The sequence below is a fragment of the Paenarthrobacter sp. 10N417 genome (assembly GCF_056394745.1).
On record NZ_JBFTIL010000002.1, the window covers coordinates 400,968 to 416,438 of the forward strand.

Genomic DNA, 15,471 nt, shown 5'->3' on the forward strand with positions numbered 1-15,471 from the left:
TTCCTGGTAGCCGCTTCTGTCGCGAAGGCTCCTACTTCAGGCTTCCCATAGTCACGCCTGAGCGCCAATAGCGTTGCATGGCGATCATGAGGACGACCATGGGAATCGTGGAGATGAGTGATCCCGTTATCACGAGACCGGTCAGGTCATACTGACTGTCAGTTCCACGCTCGAGCCATGAATAGAGTCCGAGCATCACAGGCCATTTGTCTGCGCCCTTGAGGAAGACCAGAGGCCACATGAACGTGTTCCAGGAAGCCACAAAGTGAAGGAGAAATATTGTTGCGCCTGCAGTTGTCATGAGCCTGAGACCGAGGGAGAAGAAGATCCTGTACTCACCAGCTCCGTCGATCCTGGCTGCCTCCATGAGCTCACTGGGGACTGCTCCCTCGGCGTATACCTTCGCCAAGTAGACGGAAAATGAGCCAAACATGCCGGGGAGGATCATGGCCCAGATCGTGTCGTAGATACCCATCTGTGTGAACAGCACAAAGGAGGGGACGATCATGAGGGTTCCAGGAATGAGGAACGAAGCGATAATGAGGCCCATGGTGAACCCTCGCCCTAAATAGCGGTACTTGGCGATGGCATAACCTGCTGCCAAGGCAACCAACGTCAACCCGACTGAGCCCAGCGTGGCGTAGACCACGGTGTTCCAGAGCCATCGGGCGAAGATGCCGTCCTGATAAGTGAAAAGGTCCGAGAGGTTGTCCAGGAGACTGAATTCCCCAAACCACATGCCGTTGGTTGTGTACAGCTCTTCTTTCGACTTCGTCGATGCCACGATGAGCCACCACAGCGGGCCCGCGGAGTAGACGGCCAGGAAAGCCAGAATTCCCAGCATGACCCAGCGGGAGACTCCCACAGCCTCGTTCGCGGATCGCTGTACATTTGGATTTCGCCTCCGCTTGCGGGGGAAACGAGCAGTGTGGGACGCGTCTACTCCTTCATGGACTGTCCCGCTCACCGCGGGCCGCAATGATGCCTGGGTCATGACTCGATCCTGTTCGTAAAACGGTAAATGATGGTCGAAACGATGCCCACCACGACTCCCAGCACGATTGAGAGCGCCGTGGCGTAGTTGATGTTTCCCACTTGGAAGGCCTGGTTGTAGATCATCATGGCGGGCGTGAAGTCCTTGGTTATGGTCTCCGGAGTCACGGCCCGGAAGAGAAGCGGCTCGTTGAAGATCTGGAGGGTTCCGATGATTGCCAGCAGGCTTGTCAGAACGAGGGAGCCCCGAAGGAACGGCACCTTAATGTCCATGGCGATTCGCAGTTCCCCGGCGCCGTCGATCCGGGCGGCTTCGAAAATTTCATGGGGGATCGACTGAAGGGAGCCGTACATGATGAGCATGTTGAACCCGATGCCGCCCCAGATTGCCAGGTTCCCGATTGATGACCATATGGTGTTGCCGGCGAAGAAGTTTACCTGCACCCCGAACACCTGGAGGAAGTCACTCAGTGGCCCAACAACAGGGCTGTAAAGAAAGATCCAGACCATGGTGGCCACCAGCCCTGGGACCATGTAGGGGAGCAGCAGTACGATCCTGAACCTCGCCGCGACCCGCCGCCGAACGCCGTCGAGCACCAAAGCCATGGCGAGGCTGACCAATTGTCCAAGCGGAACGACGATGATCGCGTAGATGAACACACGAAACATTCCAGCCCAGAAGGACGTGTCCGCGAGGGCTTCGGCAAAGTTGTCAAAGCCAACAAAGGTTGACGTTGCTTTGCCGAAGCCGAGCCCGGATGTCTTGGTTGCAAAAACGCTTTCCTTGAGTGCCATCGCGACAGGAACGAGGGTAAACAAAGCAAACCCGAGGAGGAAAGGCAGGCTAAGGGACGCACCTTTCAGGTCCTGCTTTACGCGCCACCCGGATCGTGCCCGAAGGGCTGGTCCGTCCATGCCACCGTCGTTACTCCTACTCCGCCTGTTCTCCCTGAAACGACTGCGCCGCTTGACTTCGTCTCCGATGGTTACTGTCATGAAGTCCTCCTGCTCTCATTGCACCTCCGGCCGTTAGCTGCCGGTGGTGAATGAGATGCCCTTCTTTTCCAGGTCCGACGTCACGAAGTTCTGGACGTTCTTCAGTGCTTCGCTCAACTTGATCTGGCCGGCCACGGCCTTGCCCCATTGATCCTGCAACTCCGGGAACCACGCATCGTAGTTCGGTCCCAGCTCAAATTTGCCTACGGTAGCCTTCTGGGCCTCCACCATGACTTCTGCAGCTTTCGTGTCGTCGACGAAGAAGCCCTTAGGGATGACATCCTTGACGTACGGGGACGGGTCCTTCAGGGAGGAAGGCAGGCCTACGGAACCAGTCTTGGGGTTCTTGCCCGCTTGGATACCTTCGGGCGTGGCTAGCCAGTCGGCGTACTTGACCACAGCTTCGGGGGAGTCGCAGCCAACGGGGACAAAGCTTGGAGTCGATCGGCCTGGAGTAGCCTTCTTGTCGGAACTGAATTGCGGGATCTCCACTGCCTCCCAGTGGCCTGACGTGGCGGGAAAGTTCGTTTTGTAGCCAGTTAGCGACCACCATTGCGTGGTTGTGGAGGCCATCTTGCCTGAGTCGAAGTACGAGTACAGGGCAGGACGATCTTTATAGGTCTGGTTTGAGACGAAGTCGTTGTCGATAAGTTGCTGAATGATGTCGGCCGCCGCCATCGTGGCCTTGTCGGTAAAGTTGACCTTCCATTTGTCCCCGTCTATCGCGAACCACTCCGCGCCGCCCTGCTGGGCCAGGTTCATAAGGGTACTCGGGTCCTCACCGGCGAGGTTGGTGACGTCAACGCCGTTGGCTTTGAAGATTTTGCCGGCGTCCACGAATTCCTGCCATGTGGTGGGTATCTTCACTCCGTACTTGTCGTACGTGTCCTTGTTGACGATCATGAACTGCCCGTCAGACCCGGAGGGAAGACCGTAGTAGCGGTCATTCACCTTAGCCGCGGCCTTGGCACCGTCGTTGTAGAAGTCCTCGGTAGGAGTGACAGCGTCAGTGATGTCCTGGGCCCAGCCGTTGACCACCATCGTGGTCAACGGCGCGAAACCCTGAACCAGGCATGGAACATCGCTCTTGGCTTCCATGGCATTCCGGAAATTTGTTTGGGTAGCGGTGTTGGAGGCCTGGAGAACGTAGTTGACCTTAACATCGCTCTGTGCGGCGTTGAACGCGTCCGCTATCTGCTTACCCGTTTCGGCATTCCAACCCCACACGTCAATCGTGACCGGGCCCGACCGGGCCGCTGGGGCTGCCGGTGAGGCAGCGCCCCCGCCGCATGCCGAAAGTAATGCGGCTGAGGCTAGGACGGCAGCACTCAAAGTGACCCGCCTGCGGTGTGTGAACTTCATATGTCTCTCCTTTGAGGTGGTACGAAACGTGGGGAAAGGGCCCGTTCCCCACGTGACTGTGCCGAGGGCGAACTGGACAGGAAATCGTTATCCCAAGCATGAGTGATGAAGGCCACATTGTCAACGCGTTAGCGCTAACAATGGCTTAACGGCGCGCTGTTGCTGATAACCAGGGACCGAATGCTGGGGGAGTAGCGGACGCTTTTGGCTAAGAAGGCTTACTGCTGGGAGTGTGACCAGTGAACTTGCCTGGACCCACCAGAACGGCCCCTACGGATGGTGTTCCATCCGTAGGGGCCGTTAGCCACTGATCGGCTTCGAAGCGGCGGCTAGCTCTTTTGGCTACGCGGCAAGAGCGGCATCGAAAAGTTGCTCGGCCAGCCGGAGCAAGTGAGGGGGTGCATCTAACTCCTCGCCGTTGTCGTCATGGCCAAGCAGAACGGCGGTCCCACTAACGGGCTGTTCAATCTCCAAGCCTGCTTCGCGCAGCAACACCTCGGCCCGGGCATTTAGTGGCAGGGGAATAGACGCTGCCTCATCGTTCAAATAGACGTGCCAATCGTTCCAGGTAATTGCTTCAACGCTTCCTTCAACCAGCCTTTGCATTGTGGGCAGGGTCGGGTCGATTCTTTCGACGCGGAGGGGCTGCCTGAGAGGAGCTGGAATAATCAGGGCATTGTGTTTCCGATACATAATTCATCCCTTCCACGTCTGGGCGACCGGCATTCCCAGGGCTTCAAACCCGTCCCTCCTGGGAATGACCAAGTGACCGCTCGGGGCAAACTTTTACATAGACTTGGCCGCGATTTAGACCGCGTCGTGCCCGTGTGCCAGATCCACTAACAACACTGACCCTAAGCGCGACGCGTCACCTTTGGTTTTTACGCGGCTTTTGGAAGAGATTTTCGCTTGTATCAATTTTTGCCTTTTTCGCGGCTCTTTTTTCAAGAATCGATTTTCCCGATTTTTTGGGACTAATATTTCTTGGGGACTTACCGGCCACAGGAATCACGCCTTTCTGAACGCTATCTAGCAATCACCATACCGACTTTAATTTTTAAAGCCAGTCCGCGGTTTGGTGGATATTTCTGCAAGCTACTCGTAGACAAGACTTTCGAAAAATTTATCGCAGACTTCAACACCAGGAGCCGACGTTGCCAGCCGGGCGCACGGACACCACCGGGCCGCTAAGGGCAGCACGCCGTCAGTCCCACTTGGTGTAGACAAGCCCCTTCTGATCCCGCGCTTTTAACGCCGATAATCTACATTATGTAAAGTAAAGTGATCCAATTGCAGATTTTGCAGATTAGGACCCGGTGATACGCACTCCCCGGTTTCGACTGCCTAGACATTGGAATCCGCGCTATTACTGCGATCGGGGCCTGTTCGTCGATGCGCCGGCGTCAGTCCGGCACATGGAGCGGTCGACGGGTTCGAGGTACCGTGCAGCCAGATAATTCCCCGGATTTCTCGGGTTTCGTTGACCCGGATTCGCATTTTATGCATCCTAAGAGCATTATCGCTGGCACGGAACTTCACGGCCGGCACGATCCGTGGACGTGAGAGCTTGGTCCGCCGGTTCGTGGATCACACCGGGCATTTTCCCTGGGACTGGACCGTCGGCGACGCCGATGAGTTCTTCGCCCACGAGCGCTCCATCCTGAATCTGGCGTTCGCCACCATCCGGGCCTACCAGACCCATCTGAAGGTGTTCCGCGACTTTTTGACTGATCCTGTCTATGAATGGGACCGGGTCTGCCTCCAGGGGTTCGGCCGCTCCCCCGCCCAGATCGTCACCGAATTCAACCGCGTCCGGCATGCCCAGAACAATGAACAGGCACCGGCCAAACGACCCTTCACCCGGGCCCAGCTGCAAGGCTTCTTCGACCTGGCCAACCTTAAGGTTGAACGGGTCTTGGTCTCCGGGCGCAAGGGCGCCGTCGCCGCCTACCGGGACGCCACAGTGTTCAAGACCGCCTACGCCTGGGGGCTGCGGGCCAACGAGGTCACCCACCTGCAGACCGTGGACTTTTCCCGAAACCGATGGGCCCCGCAATTCGGCGAGTTCGGTGTCCTACAGGTCCGAGACGGCAAAGCACAACGCGGCTCACCGCCCAAGCGACGCTCCGTACTGACGGTCTTTGGCTGGTCCCCCGCCGTCCTCGACACCTGGATCAGGACCGGACTGCCTTGGCTTGCCCCGGCCGTGTCAGAAATCTTCCCCACCGCCAACGGACTGCCGGTTCCCAAGTCCAACCTGCACCGCCGCTTCCGCGACTACATCGACGAACTCGGCCGCGTGCTCGAGGACATGATCGAGAAGGCCGTCAGGCCGAAGGAGGAAAGAGAATGAAACGGGACATCGAATACTGGTGGCGGGCACGGGAAAATCATGGCCCGGCACGGCATGCGCAACACCCGCGAACTCGTGGAACCGCTACGGGAACGCGGTATCACCCTCTCCGAGTCGCAGATCTACCGCATGGTCAGCCAAAACCCCGAACGGATCTCGTTCCAGCTCTTGGCCGCCCTCTGCGACGTCTTCGGCGTCGAAGCGAACGAAGCTGTTCACCTTCACGGCCGCCGATACGAGGTCCAAACAACAGAAGCAGGCCGCCATCTCCGGGGAGAACGTCGTCCGGTTCGCTGACGCCTACAAACCCGTCAGGGCCCGGCTCCTTGACGACGACTAAGCCTGTCAGCCGCGGACCGCCCCGATCCGAGGGCGACCACCGGTGCGACCGATGCGGGCGGATGGTCGCAAAGATCCGCGTGACCGGGCCCGACGGCGCCATCTGTGGGATCTGCTTCACCACGGCACTGCGCAACCTCGGATCCTGCTCCGGCTGCGGTAAAGAAAGGCTCCTTCGCGGCAAAGCCACCGACGGCACCGACATCTGCAGGGTCACCACCCATATGACCTGCGAGGGCTGCGCCACCGAAACCGAAAGATTCCGCGCCGGCCACTGCATCCGCTGCGTCCTCCGAACCGACCTGGAAGCCCTGCTCCACCCCCACACTCCCCCGGACTTGAGCCTCAAACGCCTCATCGGAGTGCTCGCGGCCGCAGCGAGGCCCGAGAGCGTCTACACCTGGATGCGCGGGGCCAACGCCAACGAACTCCTCACGAGTCTCGGCACACGCAGCATCGCGCTCACTCACGAGTCTTTTGATGCTCTTCCCGCGTCACGGTCAGTGGAGTACCTCCGGGAAATGCTCGTCCATCACGGCATGCTCCCGGACCGGGACCGCCAATCCAGGCGTCAATCGAACGGTTCGCCCGCTGGCACCACCTCAAACGCCTCCGCGCAATGGCAAGCCCAGGAAGGCACGGTCCCTTACCCGAGCCGATTACCCGCCAGTGCATCCCTGGCGATCAACTGCGTTCTCTGAGCCTTACTGTCGCATCGACATCAACCGTGAGACCTTCAGGGTCGGTCTCGGGATCTCCGACCACGACGACGCCGTAGTCACGCGCCGCCCCGACGATGCTCACATACCCGTTGCGCACGTCGGCGAGAACCCGTTCTTCTTCACGAGTGAAGGGGTCGCCCCATCCGCCGCCCCCGTTTGTCATGCTGCGGAGCACGGATCCGGCTGGCAGGTCCCACGTCGGTCGGCTACCGAAGTAGAAGTACTTGCCGTCTTTCCCATCCTGCAGTTTGGTGTCCGGGTCGAGGACACCGGCGATCGGATCGGAGGACGTTAGAGTTTCGGCGCTATGCGAGAGCAGTTGCTGTCGCTCCGCGATAGCGGCGACTGTCGGCGCGAAGGTCCAGGCTGCTCCGGTTATTCCGGCCTTTCCGCCGTTAACACCGAAACCGCCTGACCCCGTCAACGTCACCGGACACGGAAAATGCGTGCTGTCCGTGAGCCACAGCGAGTCGCGCGACATCGCCATGCCCCCGCGGTGATATCCAGGACCGCCGGAATCGATGACAGCTTGGTTAGACAGCGCCACGACCGGCACACTCGCCTCGATGGGCTCAAACCCCAGGGACGAAATGTTGGCGAGTATCGAGATGATGTAGTTTTCTCCATCGCCTACCTCCGACGCCCCCCAGGGGCCCTGTTCTCCCCCGAATGCCCCGACGGTCGACCACTGGCTCCCATCGGGCCGCACGCCGACGGTGTTATGTACATTCCGGCCGAGGTCTCCGCCCACCGCCCGAGGACCGAGTGCATCCGCTAGCGCGTTGCTCACAGCACTCAGAAGCGAGGCAGTTGCATAGAAGTACATTGTTACTGCCCCGTCGGGCGGCATGGCAGAAACGATCGAACCAGGAGGGCAAACCATGTCGATGTTGCGCCAATTGCCCGAGGTGAATGCGATGCCCGGGGAGAGGAGCATGCTGAGTCCACACCCGATCGCATTCTTAGCGTCGATAAACGTGCAGTTAATTCCCGTGCGTGCCTGCCGAGAGGTTCCTGACAGGTCCGCCTCAATTTTTGAACCCCGCACGCGCAGCGCTACCTTGATCGCATACGTCTCCGTTTCATCGACGCCGTCCGCGTCGACGACAGACGATCCCGTGTAGTCGCCGTCGGGAAGGTCGGCGATGGCTTCGGCCATCCTCTCTGCGGAAGCATCAGTCGCATATCGAATGGATCCCAGATATGGTTCGAGACCATAACGGTCGATAATTTCCAGGATCATCCTCTCTCCGAACCCTAACTGCGTTTGTGTCGCAAATAAGTCGGGAAGGATTAATTCTGCCCACCTGGTGTTGTCGAACAGCAGCGAGAACGTCTGCCGAACCGCCTTACCTTGCGACCACATCAGCATCGGCGGAAGGACAAGCCCATCTTCGTAAGTGCTTCGCTTTGAAGCGCTGAATCCCCCGGGCGTGACGCCGCCGAAATCGAGCTGGTGCACCTTCATCGCGACGAACGAAACAATCGTGTCGTCAACGAAGATCGGCTTGATGAAGCACAGGTCATTGACGTGCCCGCCGATCCTGTACGGGTCATTACCGACGAGGATGTCACCTTCGCGCAGGTCGTCGTATCCATATTCTTCGACGGTGTTGCGTACAGACTCCGTCATTGCACCGATGAAGGTAGGCAAACCGTCACTAATGGCACCCATCGCATAGTCGACTTCGCGAGGCCCAACAATGACACAGGAGAAGTCGTATACGAGCGAAACTATCGGAGAGAAGGCCTGCCGCCGGAAAGCCGTCGCCATATTTTGCACGGCATACGTAGATTTTGTGTTCAGAAGGGAGGTAGTGAACCTGTCAGCTCCGTACCTCTCAACGAATTCCTCGTTGGTCAGAGCGCGGAGGAATGTCTCGTGCACGGTGCCAGACGGCTGCTCATTGGTGATGGTCACTTCTGTTCTCCTCTCGACGCCGCGGATGTGATGACGAGCTCACCGTGGAGCCCGACATCCACGCGCTGACCAGCCGTGATATGGGTAGTGGATAGCTTTTCGGACACGATCGCCGGACCCTCAATGCGGTCCCCAGCGCACAGATCGAGCCGGTTGTACACAGGCACCTGTACAGGCGTGTCCACAATGAGCTGGATTGTGGTACTCCGCACGGGGCTCAAAGGCTGGGCACCACGAGCCGGAAGCTGGGGGTACTCGACCTTCTCGGATGCCACCGTTGCCTGGATCCGATACGTCACACCTTCAACAGCGAAAGCTTCGAACCTGCTGCCGGTCCGCGCGAAATAGGTATCGTGAAAGTTTCGAATAATCGCTGCTATCGCATCTGCGTCGACCAACCCGTCCGGAACCTCGATGAACGGCATGTCGAACTCTTGGCCCGCTAGTCGTGCATCGAGCGACCGGACGATGGTGACCTCGCGACCGGTGTCGAGGGATTCGAGAAGAGCCTGCTCCATATCGGCGTAGATGGCATCGATCTTAGCGGCGTTCTCAGGCACGAGGAACGTGTAAGCGCCACGGTTGCTCGTGTAGACCTGCTCTGCTGCCAGGAGCCCGAGCGCGGAGAACAATCCGGGGTGCGGGGGCACGATCACGGACTTGGCGTGCACGAGGTCCAGTGTTGCCGGAAGCAGCATCGGACCAGCCGCGCCGTAGGCCATGAGAGAGTACTCGCGGGGGTCGATGCCGTTCTTGATGGCAACGTTCGTCATCGCCTCCGCGAGGTTATGGAGACCGAGTTCGTACGCGTAGCGAACTCGCTCCTGATACGTGAAGTCAGTGTCCAGTGCCTCGAACGCTTCCCGCGACTTGTCGATATCGAGAGCAATCCTGCCGTCGGCAAACAGAGCGGGTTCGATGATGCCGGCCAATAGGCATGTGTCCGTCGTCGTCGGCTGAGTTCCCCCCTTGCCATAGCATGCGGGGCCAGGCGTTGAACCAGCGCTATCCGGCCCGACCTGCAGCTCGCCTGACGATCCAATCTGAACGATGCTGCCGCCGCCGGCGCCGACGGAGGTGACATCGTTGGCCAAGGCACTGACGACGAGATCATGCTCCAACTCAAACGTCGTGCTCAAGTACGGGGCGCCGTTTGTCACCAGCGAAATGTCGCATGACGTACCGCCGACATCGGAACACAGCAGATCCTGCTCACCGATCATTCGGCCAAAATCGGCACTCGCGACTGTCCCTGCAGCTGGACCAGCGAAGACGATCCGGAACGGTTGGATCAGAGCTCTGTCCGCTGGAACAAGTGTCGCCGCGCAATCGGCGAAATTGAGCGCGCCGTTAAATCCCGCGTTACTCAGGCCACCCTCTAGCTTTTCGATGTAGTCCGAAAAAAGAATCTTCATACAAGCATCGATCGTCGTCGTCGAAGCCCGCGCGTATTCATGCGCGATAGGCGAGACCTCGCTCGAGATGGACACAGGAATGTCACCCAGAATTTCACGCACGAGCTCACGGAGCCGTAGCTCATTCGTGTCATTCACGTAGGAGTTCATCAGGGTGATAGCCACGCCTTCAACATTGCATTTGGCGAGCACATTGATCTCGGCACGCGCCTGATCTTCGTCCAGCGTGAACAACACCGAGCCGTCTGCTTTGATCCGCTCGTGAATGGTCCGGCGCAGGTAACGCTCAACCAGAGGACGGCGCGCATCTCCGAACTCACGACGCCAGTTCGGGTCCAGCAGCGCCTTCATGGGGCGGAAGACCGAGCCGTGGTCGAGTGTGTCGCGGTGTCCTACGGTTGCTAGCACGCCGATCTTCGGTAGCTTGCGGGTGATAACAGCATTCAGCCCATGCGTACTCGCATGATTGAATATCGTGCCATTCTCCAGCCCGAGCTCTTTTGCGCCGCCCACTACCGCGTCGTAGATAGCCGAGTAATCGGTCGACACTTTCACGGTCCGAATGTCCGACCCCGAAACAGCAACCACATCTGTAAACGTCCCGCCGACGTCCACTGAGAACATCACCGAAGGGCCTCCACTCGGTCAGCGAAAAATTCAAGTGGCCCAAACATGGTCCACCTCTCACGATCGACCTCGGCCAAGCACTCCTGGCACCGGGTTGTGAGGAACCACCCGCCCTCCGAAGTCACCGGATAGCGACGGATATCTGTGCTTTGACAGTGTGAACAAACCGCCGCGACAGGTTCACGAGCTTGCTCCACAGTCAAACTCGACGGCCTCGGATAATGCACCATTGCACGGCTCCTCTCTATTCAGTGCTTCTTTTGAAGCTTGGCAAATGCTCTTGTCAGGCGAAAACCGGTGAACTTCAGACGCCAATCGATGGATTCCTTCACGGCTGCGTTGAAGGTCCGGGGCGTGAGCCGTCCGTGGACGGACGCAACGCGCGCGAGTTAGAAGGAGTGATTGTCAATTACCGACCACCCTCCACGCCGACAATGACACACGCCATCACCGCCGGCGCGGTGGAGACGTTCCGCCATGCGTGGCGGGTTCCGCGTTGGACCAGACAGTCGCCGCGGGTGAGCAACTCGCGCCTTCCGCCGTCGAGCTCCAGCTCAATCTCTCCGTCAACGACGAAGATGTAGTCGATGGTGTTCGACGTATGGAATGCCGCATCACCCGCTGTCTCGTGCGTAGCCGCAACCCCTAAAGCGTCGCCAGACGACTCGTCCGGGCGGTCGACTACATCAGTAACCGACAAATCAGGAGGAATGGAAAAGACCGAGAAACGCGTTCCCCCTGGACCCGGAAAATTAGTGCCGGCCACTGGTTCTGCTGGGTCCTGGAAGACCGGGACGCCGTCCGATGTACCCCAGACCTGCCACGAGATTCCCGTCCGTTCCTTGCTCCCATCCCCTACGGGAGTTCGTACGAATGCGGGCTCTATGAGGTCGGTCGATCGAAAGCGGGAGATACCCGCATCGTCTACCTCGGTCACCACTGCCTTGACTTTTCGAATTACGTCAGCGCTTTCCACGAGAATTCTCTTTCTTCGTACTTCGTGCGGTGGGATCTTGAAACAGAGCCTATTTATTGACTTTCTCGGCGATGCTATTGTCAATGCCRTCAGCGGCAGACTTGAGCGTTAGCTCGGACTCCATGAGATTTACTCTGCTTCTCATCAGTGTCTTCATCCCCGTTGATCAGACTCACAAGGGGCCTTACTGGCCGAGTAGCTTCTTCCATCGCTGCTGGAATGCTTTGGCCTCGGCGGTCGTGATCTGCGGGATCTCTTCCAGCGTGGCTCCATTGGTTTGAATCAGCCCGGGCACACCCTCGCGAACGGGGTACATGCCTTTGGCAATAATCGTCTGACCGGCCTCGCCCAGGAGCCAGTTCACGTACACCTGCGCTGCATTCGGGTGCTTGCCCGCCTTCAACACCACCACCTCGTTGCGAATGCTCCCGGCGTTCGGGTAGATCTTGTAGTCGACCGGCGCACCGGTGGCCTTGACCGACGCCACGTTCCCCGCGGGCACGGGCATCGTCGCGGAGATCTCCCCTGCGGCCATCGCCGCGATTTGTGGGTTTGAGCCAGGATAGCTGCGCGGCGCGCCCTTTGAGGTCAGCTTGTCAAGGAACGCCGAACCACCGGTCTGGGGCTTTTCCGTCGTTTGGAGTACCGAGGCCACGGTCGGACTGATCGAGGGGTCTGTCACCCCCAGATGCGACGGGTCCACGTTCAAGAGGTCCTGCCAGGAGTTGATGCCCTTCGGCATCAACTTCGTGTTCCACGCCCACGCATAGACAGCGCTGCCCATCGTTACCACGTAGGGGGTGCGCTGATTGTTCGCTCGATCGACCTTTGGATCACCCAGCGCCGGAACGGTGAGCGGCAGCAAAGCCCCCTTGTTCGCGTATCCATCGAAAGTCGGATGATCCAGGATGTCGACAACGTCCGCACCCACGTTCCTAGCGGCGAGCTCGGCGTCGACTCGCGCGGTGATATCTGCCGGGGTCGAGCGAACATAGGTTAACTTGATATTCGGGTAATCCTTCTGGAATGCCGCCGGGAGCGGATCGGACATACTCGGGCTGAGAAGCCCGTAGATGGTCAGCTCGCCCTCCTTGTTGGCGGCGTCCACTACCTTCGACCATTCCGCCTGGTCCATGATCTTGTTCGACGCGTCAGCCGGGTTCGCGCCCGAATTGCTCGTTGAAGAACCGGCCCCTGCTGATGCGCATCCTGTCAGCGCGAGCAGCCCTCCCGCGACAAGTAGGCATCCATGCACCATTACGGCCCTGGTCTTTTTCACAGCTATGTCCTCCATCCACAATGGATTCGAATCCACGTCTTCGGGAATCCGGCCTCCCCCATTCGGCAAAATCAACGTATAGGAGAGTTGGATACGATTGCAAGGAAACTTAATTTCTTTCTGAAAAAAGTTAACGACGATACCGGGCAGATCGTTCGGACGCCGGTGGAACTTGTGCAAGAGGCAGCCGCGAGCGATCCTCGCCTGCTGGCCCTCCTATCGGTTCGGTGTTCGCCGCGGCCTACCTGCTGGGGCACGGAATGATTTGCTAGGAAATCCTGAAGCAGATCAACACCGGCTACCACGCTTGGGTCAAACGTGTCAGGGGCACATAGCACCCGCGCTAACCAGCCGTCCACCGATCGAACTCGTTGCGGCAGGTCTGCTGGTGGGCGGCCTAGACGATACGGCTAGGAGGATCTCGGCCGCCCGTGGGCTCGGGTGCGGTTCCTCCTGAAGGCCATTTTCGCCGGGCCGGACACCGGTGCGCCCCGTTTGATCGGGCAGGGTTACGGTCGAGGGTGGGGGCGCGCCGGGTCCGCGCCGGGGCGGTGATGGCCTCTATCAGAAGGACCCGGGAAGTGTGTTCAAGGTGGGCTGGAACCTCCTTTTCAAAGCAAGACGTGGGTTGCCTGCCACACTTGGCGGACAAGTAGAGCCACATTTGAAGTTTGGAGGTTCCAGCAATGTTCGAGCGTACAAGCGTTGGACTGGATGTCCATGCCAGGAGTGTCGTAGCCTGCGCGTTGGATGGCCTGAGCGGGGAAGTTTTCCGGCACCGTCTGACGCCGGACCGGGATGAGATTCTCGCCTGAATCATCTCGCTGCCTCCGCCGGTCAAGGTCGTTTACGAGGCGGGTCCGACCGGTTTCGGCTTGGCCAGGTCCTCCTCTCTTCCGGCATCGATACCGTTGTCGCGGCCCGTCTAAGCTCCAGCGCCCCTCGGGTGATCGGGTCAAAACCAACGCGAAGGATGCCCTGCACCTGGCCCGATTGCTCAAACTCGGTGAAGTCACGGCAGTCCAGATTCCCTCGGTAGAGCAGGGAGCAGTTCGCGATTTGGTCCGCTCCCGTGAAGATGTCCGCGGTGATCTGATGCGATGCTGGCATCGGATCTCCAAGCTCCTGTTACGCCAAGGCATGTTCCCGAACTTGGTGACATCGACGTGGAGCATCTCGCCTGGGGCTGTGTGTTCGTAGCGGCGGATCGGTTCTCCAGTGATCCGGTCGATGTAGCGCAGCCGGGCCAGGAGACGATGAAGAGCTTTGCTGCTTCGCTGACCGTCCAATGGTGGTCAACGACCAATGGGGCAAGCTTCAAACGGGCTTATGGGGTCAACATTGCGTTAGCGTGGGACACGAAGGCCTCCTAGGTGTGCAGCGGTTTCTTAGACAGCTCCACTCCACACCGGGAGCCCTTCGTCATCCCGGAAATCTCACGCCGTGTCCTCACACGGCCTCAACCAACCTCCCTGGGCAGTACAACTAGATTGACGAACTGCCCCGAGTGGCATCGACGACCCTCAGTAGGTAGCGCGGCCGCCAGAAAGGTCGTAGGTGAATCCCGTGGAGAAGCTAGCCCGGTCGGAGCAGAGGAACGCGATCAGCTCGGCGGCCTCCTCTGGCCGTCCCATCCGGTTCATCGGGATCTTTTGGGTCACGGCTTTCAGCGTGTCCGGATCGGCTCCTTTGAGGATTGGAGTCTCGAACACGGCGGGCGCCACGGCGTTGACGAGGACTCCCGTGGTTGCCAGTTCTTTTGCGATCGATTTCGTCAGTGCGATCACCGCAGCCTTGCTGGCCGAATAGGCACCGTTATACGGATTGCCTTCTTTCCCGGCCATGCTGGCGATGTTGACGACCCGCCCCCAACCCTTGTCGATCATCCCGGGGATGAAAGCACGGCAGGCGTAGAACGTACCCGCGGCGTTCACGCGGAGCATGAGATCCCAGTCCTCGTCGGAGGTTTCCAGTACCGAAGGTCCGGAGCGCTCCTTCCCGGCGCTGTTCACCAGAATGTCAACGGGTCCGATCTGACGAGCGGCATCCGCGACAGCGGAGGAATCGGAGATATCGAGGCTGTAGTCCGCTTCCGGGTTCAGGTCGATCGTGTAGACGGTGATACCGTCCTGACGCAGGCGAGCGGTGAAGGCCTCACCGAGCCCACTCATCCCGCCGGTGACGACAGCTATTCGTCCATCGCGTCCAGTCATCGAGCTTCCAATCATTGTTGTTGCGAGGACGAATGCCTCAGGAGACAGATTTGCGTCAGCAATGCCCTCAACAATGGGAACACGCGGCCTCCTCCGAGGCAGTGGGAATCCTCGGGGCCTGCTTTCTCTCCCTCTAGAGGCCTTTCAGGGCGCCCCGGCCGCCTAGCAGGAAGGCAAGACCGAGCCCGACTAGCGAAACGGCGGCCATTATCAGGGCAAGCACCGCAACCGCGGAATACGAGCCGAATTCGAGTAGGTCGTAGAGGGTCGTTCCC

At 59.2% G+C, this 15,471-nt stretch carries 12 protein-coding genes and 2 pseudogenes; 4 read left to right on the forward strand and 10 right to left on the reverse strand.

Going from position 1 to position 15,471, the window contains the following annotated elements:
• Positions 1 to 31 precede the first annotated feature (31 nt).
• The 4 genes from AC1DCM_RS04260 to AC1DCM_RS04275 all read right to left on the reverse strand — a co-directional run bounded on the left by AC1DCM_RS04260 (position 32) and on the right by AC1DCM_RS04275 (position 4,044).
• Positions 32 to 994, reverse strand: a complete 963-nt coding sequence (locus AC1DCM_RS04260) for a carbohydrate ABC transporter permease (RefSeq protein WP_477517399.1) — start codon at positions 992 to 994, stop codon at positions 32 to 34.
• Positions 991 to 1,989, reverse strand: coding sequence for a carbohydrate ABC transporter permease (locus AC1DCM_RS04265; RefSeq protein WP_477517400.1), 999 nt, complete (start codon positions 1,987 to 1,989; stop codon positions 991 to 993). Before AC1DCM_RS04265 ends, AC1DCM_RS04260 begins: the two co-directional genes overlap by 4 nt.
• 33 nt (positions 1,990 to 2,022) lie before the next feature.
• Entirely contained in the window at positions 2,023 to 3,351 is a 1,329-nt protein-coding gene (locus tag AC1DCM_RS04270) for an ABC transporter substrate-binding protein (protein WP_477517401.1), read from the reverse strand.
• A gap of 342 nt (positions 3,352 to 3,693) precedes the next feature.
• Complete coding sequence (locus AC1DCM_RS04275; RefSeq protein WP_477517402.1) at positions 3,694 to 4,044, reverse strand: DUF3846 domain-containing protein; 351 nt, start codon at positions 4,042 to 4,044, stop codon at positions 3,694 to 3,696.
• 889 nt (positions 4,045 to 4,933) lie between these two features.
• On the opposite strand from AC1DCM_RS04275, the gene AC1DCM_RS04280 reads away from it, so the two are divergent.
• The 3 genes from AC1DCM_RS04280 (at position 4,934) to AC1DCM_RS04290 (ending at position 6,744) form a co-directional block, all read left to right on the forward strand.
• A complete protein-coding gene (locus AC1DCM_RS04280; protein ID WP_477517403.1) occupies positions 4,934 to 5,704 on the forward strand; it encodes a hypothetical protein in 771 nt (256 codons plus the stop codon).
• A gap of 39 nt (positions 5,705 to 5,743) precedes the next feature.
• Positions 5,744 to 6,001, forward strand: a complete 258-nt coding sequence (locus AC1DCM_RS04285; protein ID WP_477517404.1) for a helix-turn-helix domain-containing protein — start codon at positions 5,744 to 5,746, stop codon at positions 5,999 to 6,001.
• 122 nt (positions 6,002 to 6,123) lie between these two features.
• Positions 6,124 to 6,744, forward strand: a complete 621-nt coding sequence (locus AC1DCM_RS04290) for a hypothetical protein (RefSeq protein WP_477517405.1) — start codon at positions 6,124 to 6,126, stop codon at positions 6,742 to 6,744.
• Here AC1DCM_RS04290 and AC1DCM_RS04295 read toward each other — a convergent pair.
• The 4 genes from AC1DCM_RS04295 to AC1DCM_RS04310 all read right to left on the reverse strand — a co-directional run bounded on the left by AC1DCM_RS04295 (position 6,728) and on the right by AC1DCM_RS04310 (position 13,163).
• Positions 6,728 to 8,686, reverse strand: coding sequence for a hydantoinase B/oxoprolinase family protein (locus AC1DCM_RS04295; protein ID WP_477517406.1), 1,959 nt, complete (start codon positions 8,684 to 8,686; stop codon positions 6,728 to 6,730). The two genes, AC1DCM_RS04290 and AC1DCM_RS04295, sit on opposite strands and share 17 nt — an antisense overlap.
• Positions 8,683 to 10,725: a hydantoinase/oxoprolinase family protein gene (locus AC1DCM_RS04300; RefSeq protein WP_477517419.1), complete on the reverse strand. Its 2,043-nt coding sequence runs from the start codon at positions 10,723 to 10,725 to the stop codon at positions 8,683 to 8,685. The genes AC1DCM_RS04295 and AC1DCM_RS04300 overlap by 4 nt, the downstream gene beginning before the upstream one ends.
• 412 nt (positions 10,726 to 11,137) lie before the next feature.
• Complete coding sequence (locus AC1DCM_RS04305; protein ID WP_477517407.1) at positions 11,138 to 11,704, reverse strand: cupin domain-containing protein; 567 nt, start codon at positions 11,702 to 11,704, stop codon at positions 11,138 to 11,140.
• 184 nt (positions 11,705 to 11,888) lie between these two features.
• Positions 11,889 to 13,163 (reverse strand): ABC transporter substrate-binding protein, encoded by a 1,275-nt coding sequence (locus AC1DCM_RS04310; protein ID WP_477517408.1) that lies wholly within the window; start codon positions 13,161 to 13,163, stop codon positions 11,889 to 11,891.
• A gap of 506 nt (positions 13,164 to 13,669) precedes the next feature.
• Here AC1DCM_RS04310 and AC1DCM_RS04315 point away from each other — a divergent pair.
• Positions 13,670 to 14,126, forward strand: a pseudogene (locus AC1DCM_RS04315) (IS110 family transposase); the annotation flags it as partial.
• Here AC1DCM_RS04315 and AC1DCM_RS04320 read toward each other — a convergent pair.
• Both AC1DCM_RS04320 and AC1DCM_RS04325 read right to left on the reverse strand, forming a co-directional pair.
• Positions 14,114 to 14,245 (reverse strand): annotated as a pseudogene (locus AC1DCM_RS04320) (IS481 family transposase); the annotation flags it as partial. The pseudogenes AC1DCM_RS04315 and AC1DCM_RS04320 sit on opposite strands and share 13 nt — an antisense overlap.
• Positions 14,246 to 14,506: 261 nt before the next feature.
• A complete protein-coding gene (locus tag AC1DCM_RS04325) occupies positions 14,507 to 15,196 on the reverse strand; it encodes an SDR family NAD(P)-dependent oxidoreductase (protein ID WP_477517409.1) in 690 nt (229 codons plus the stop codon).
• Positions 15,197 to 15,471 lie beyond the last annotated feature (275 nt).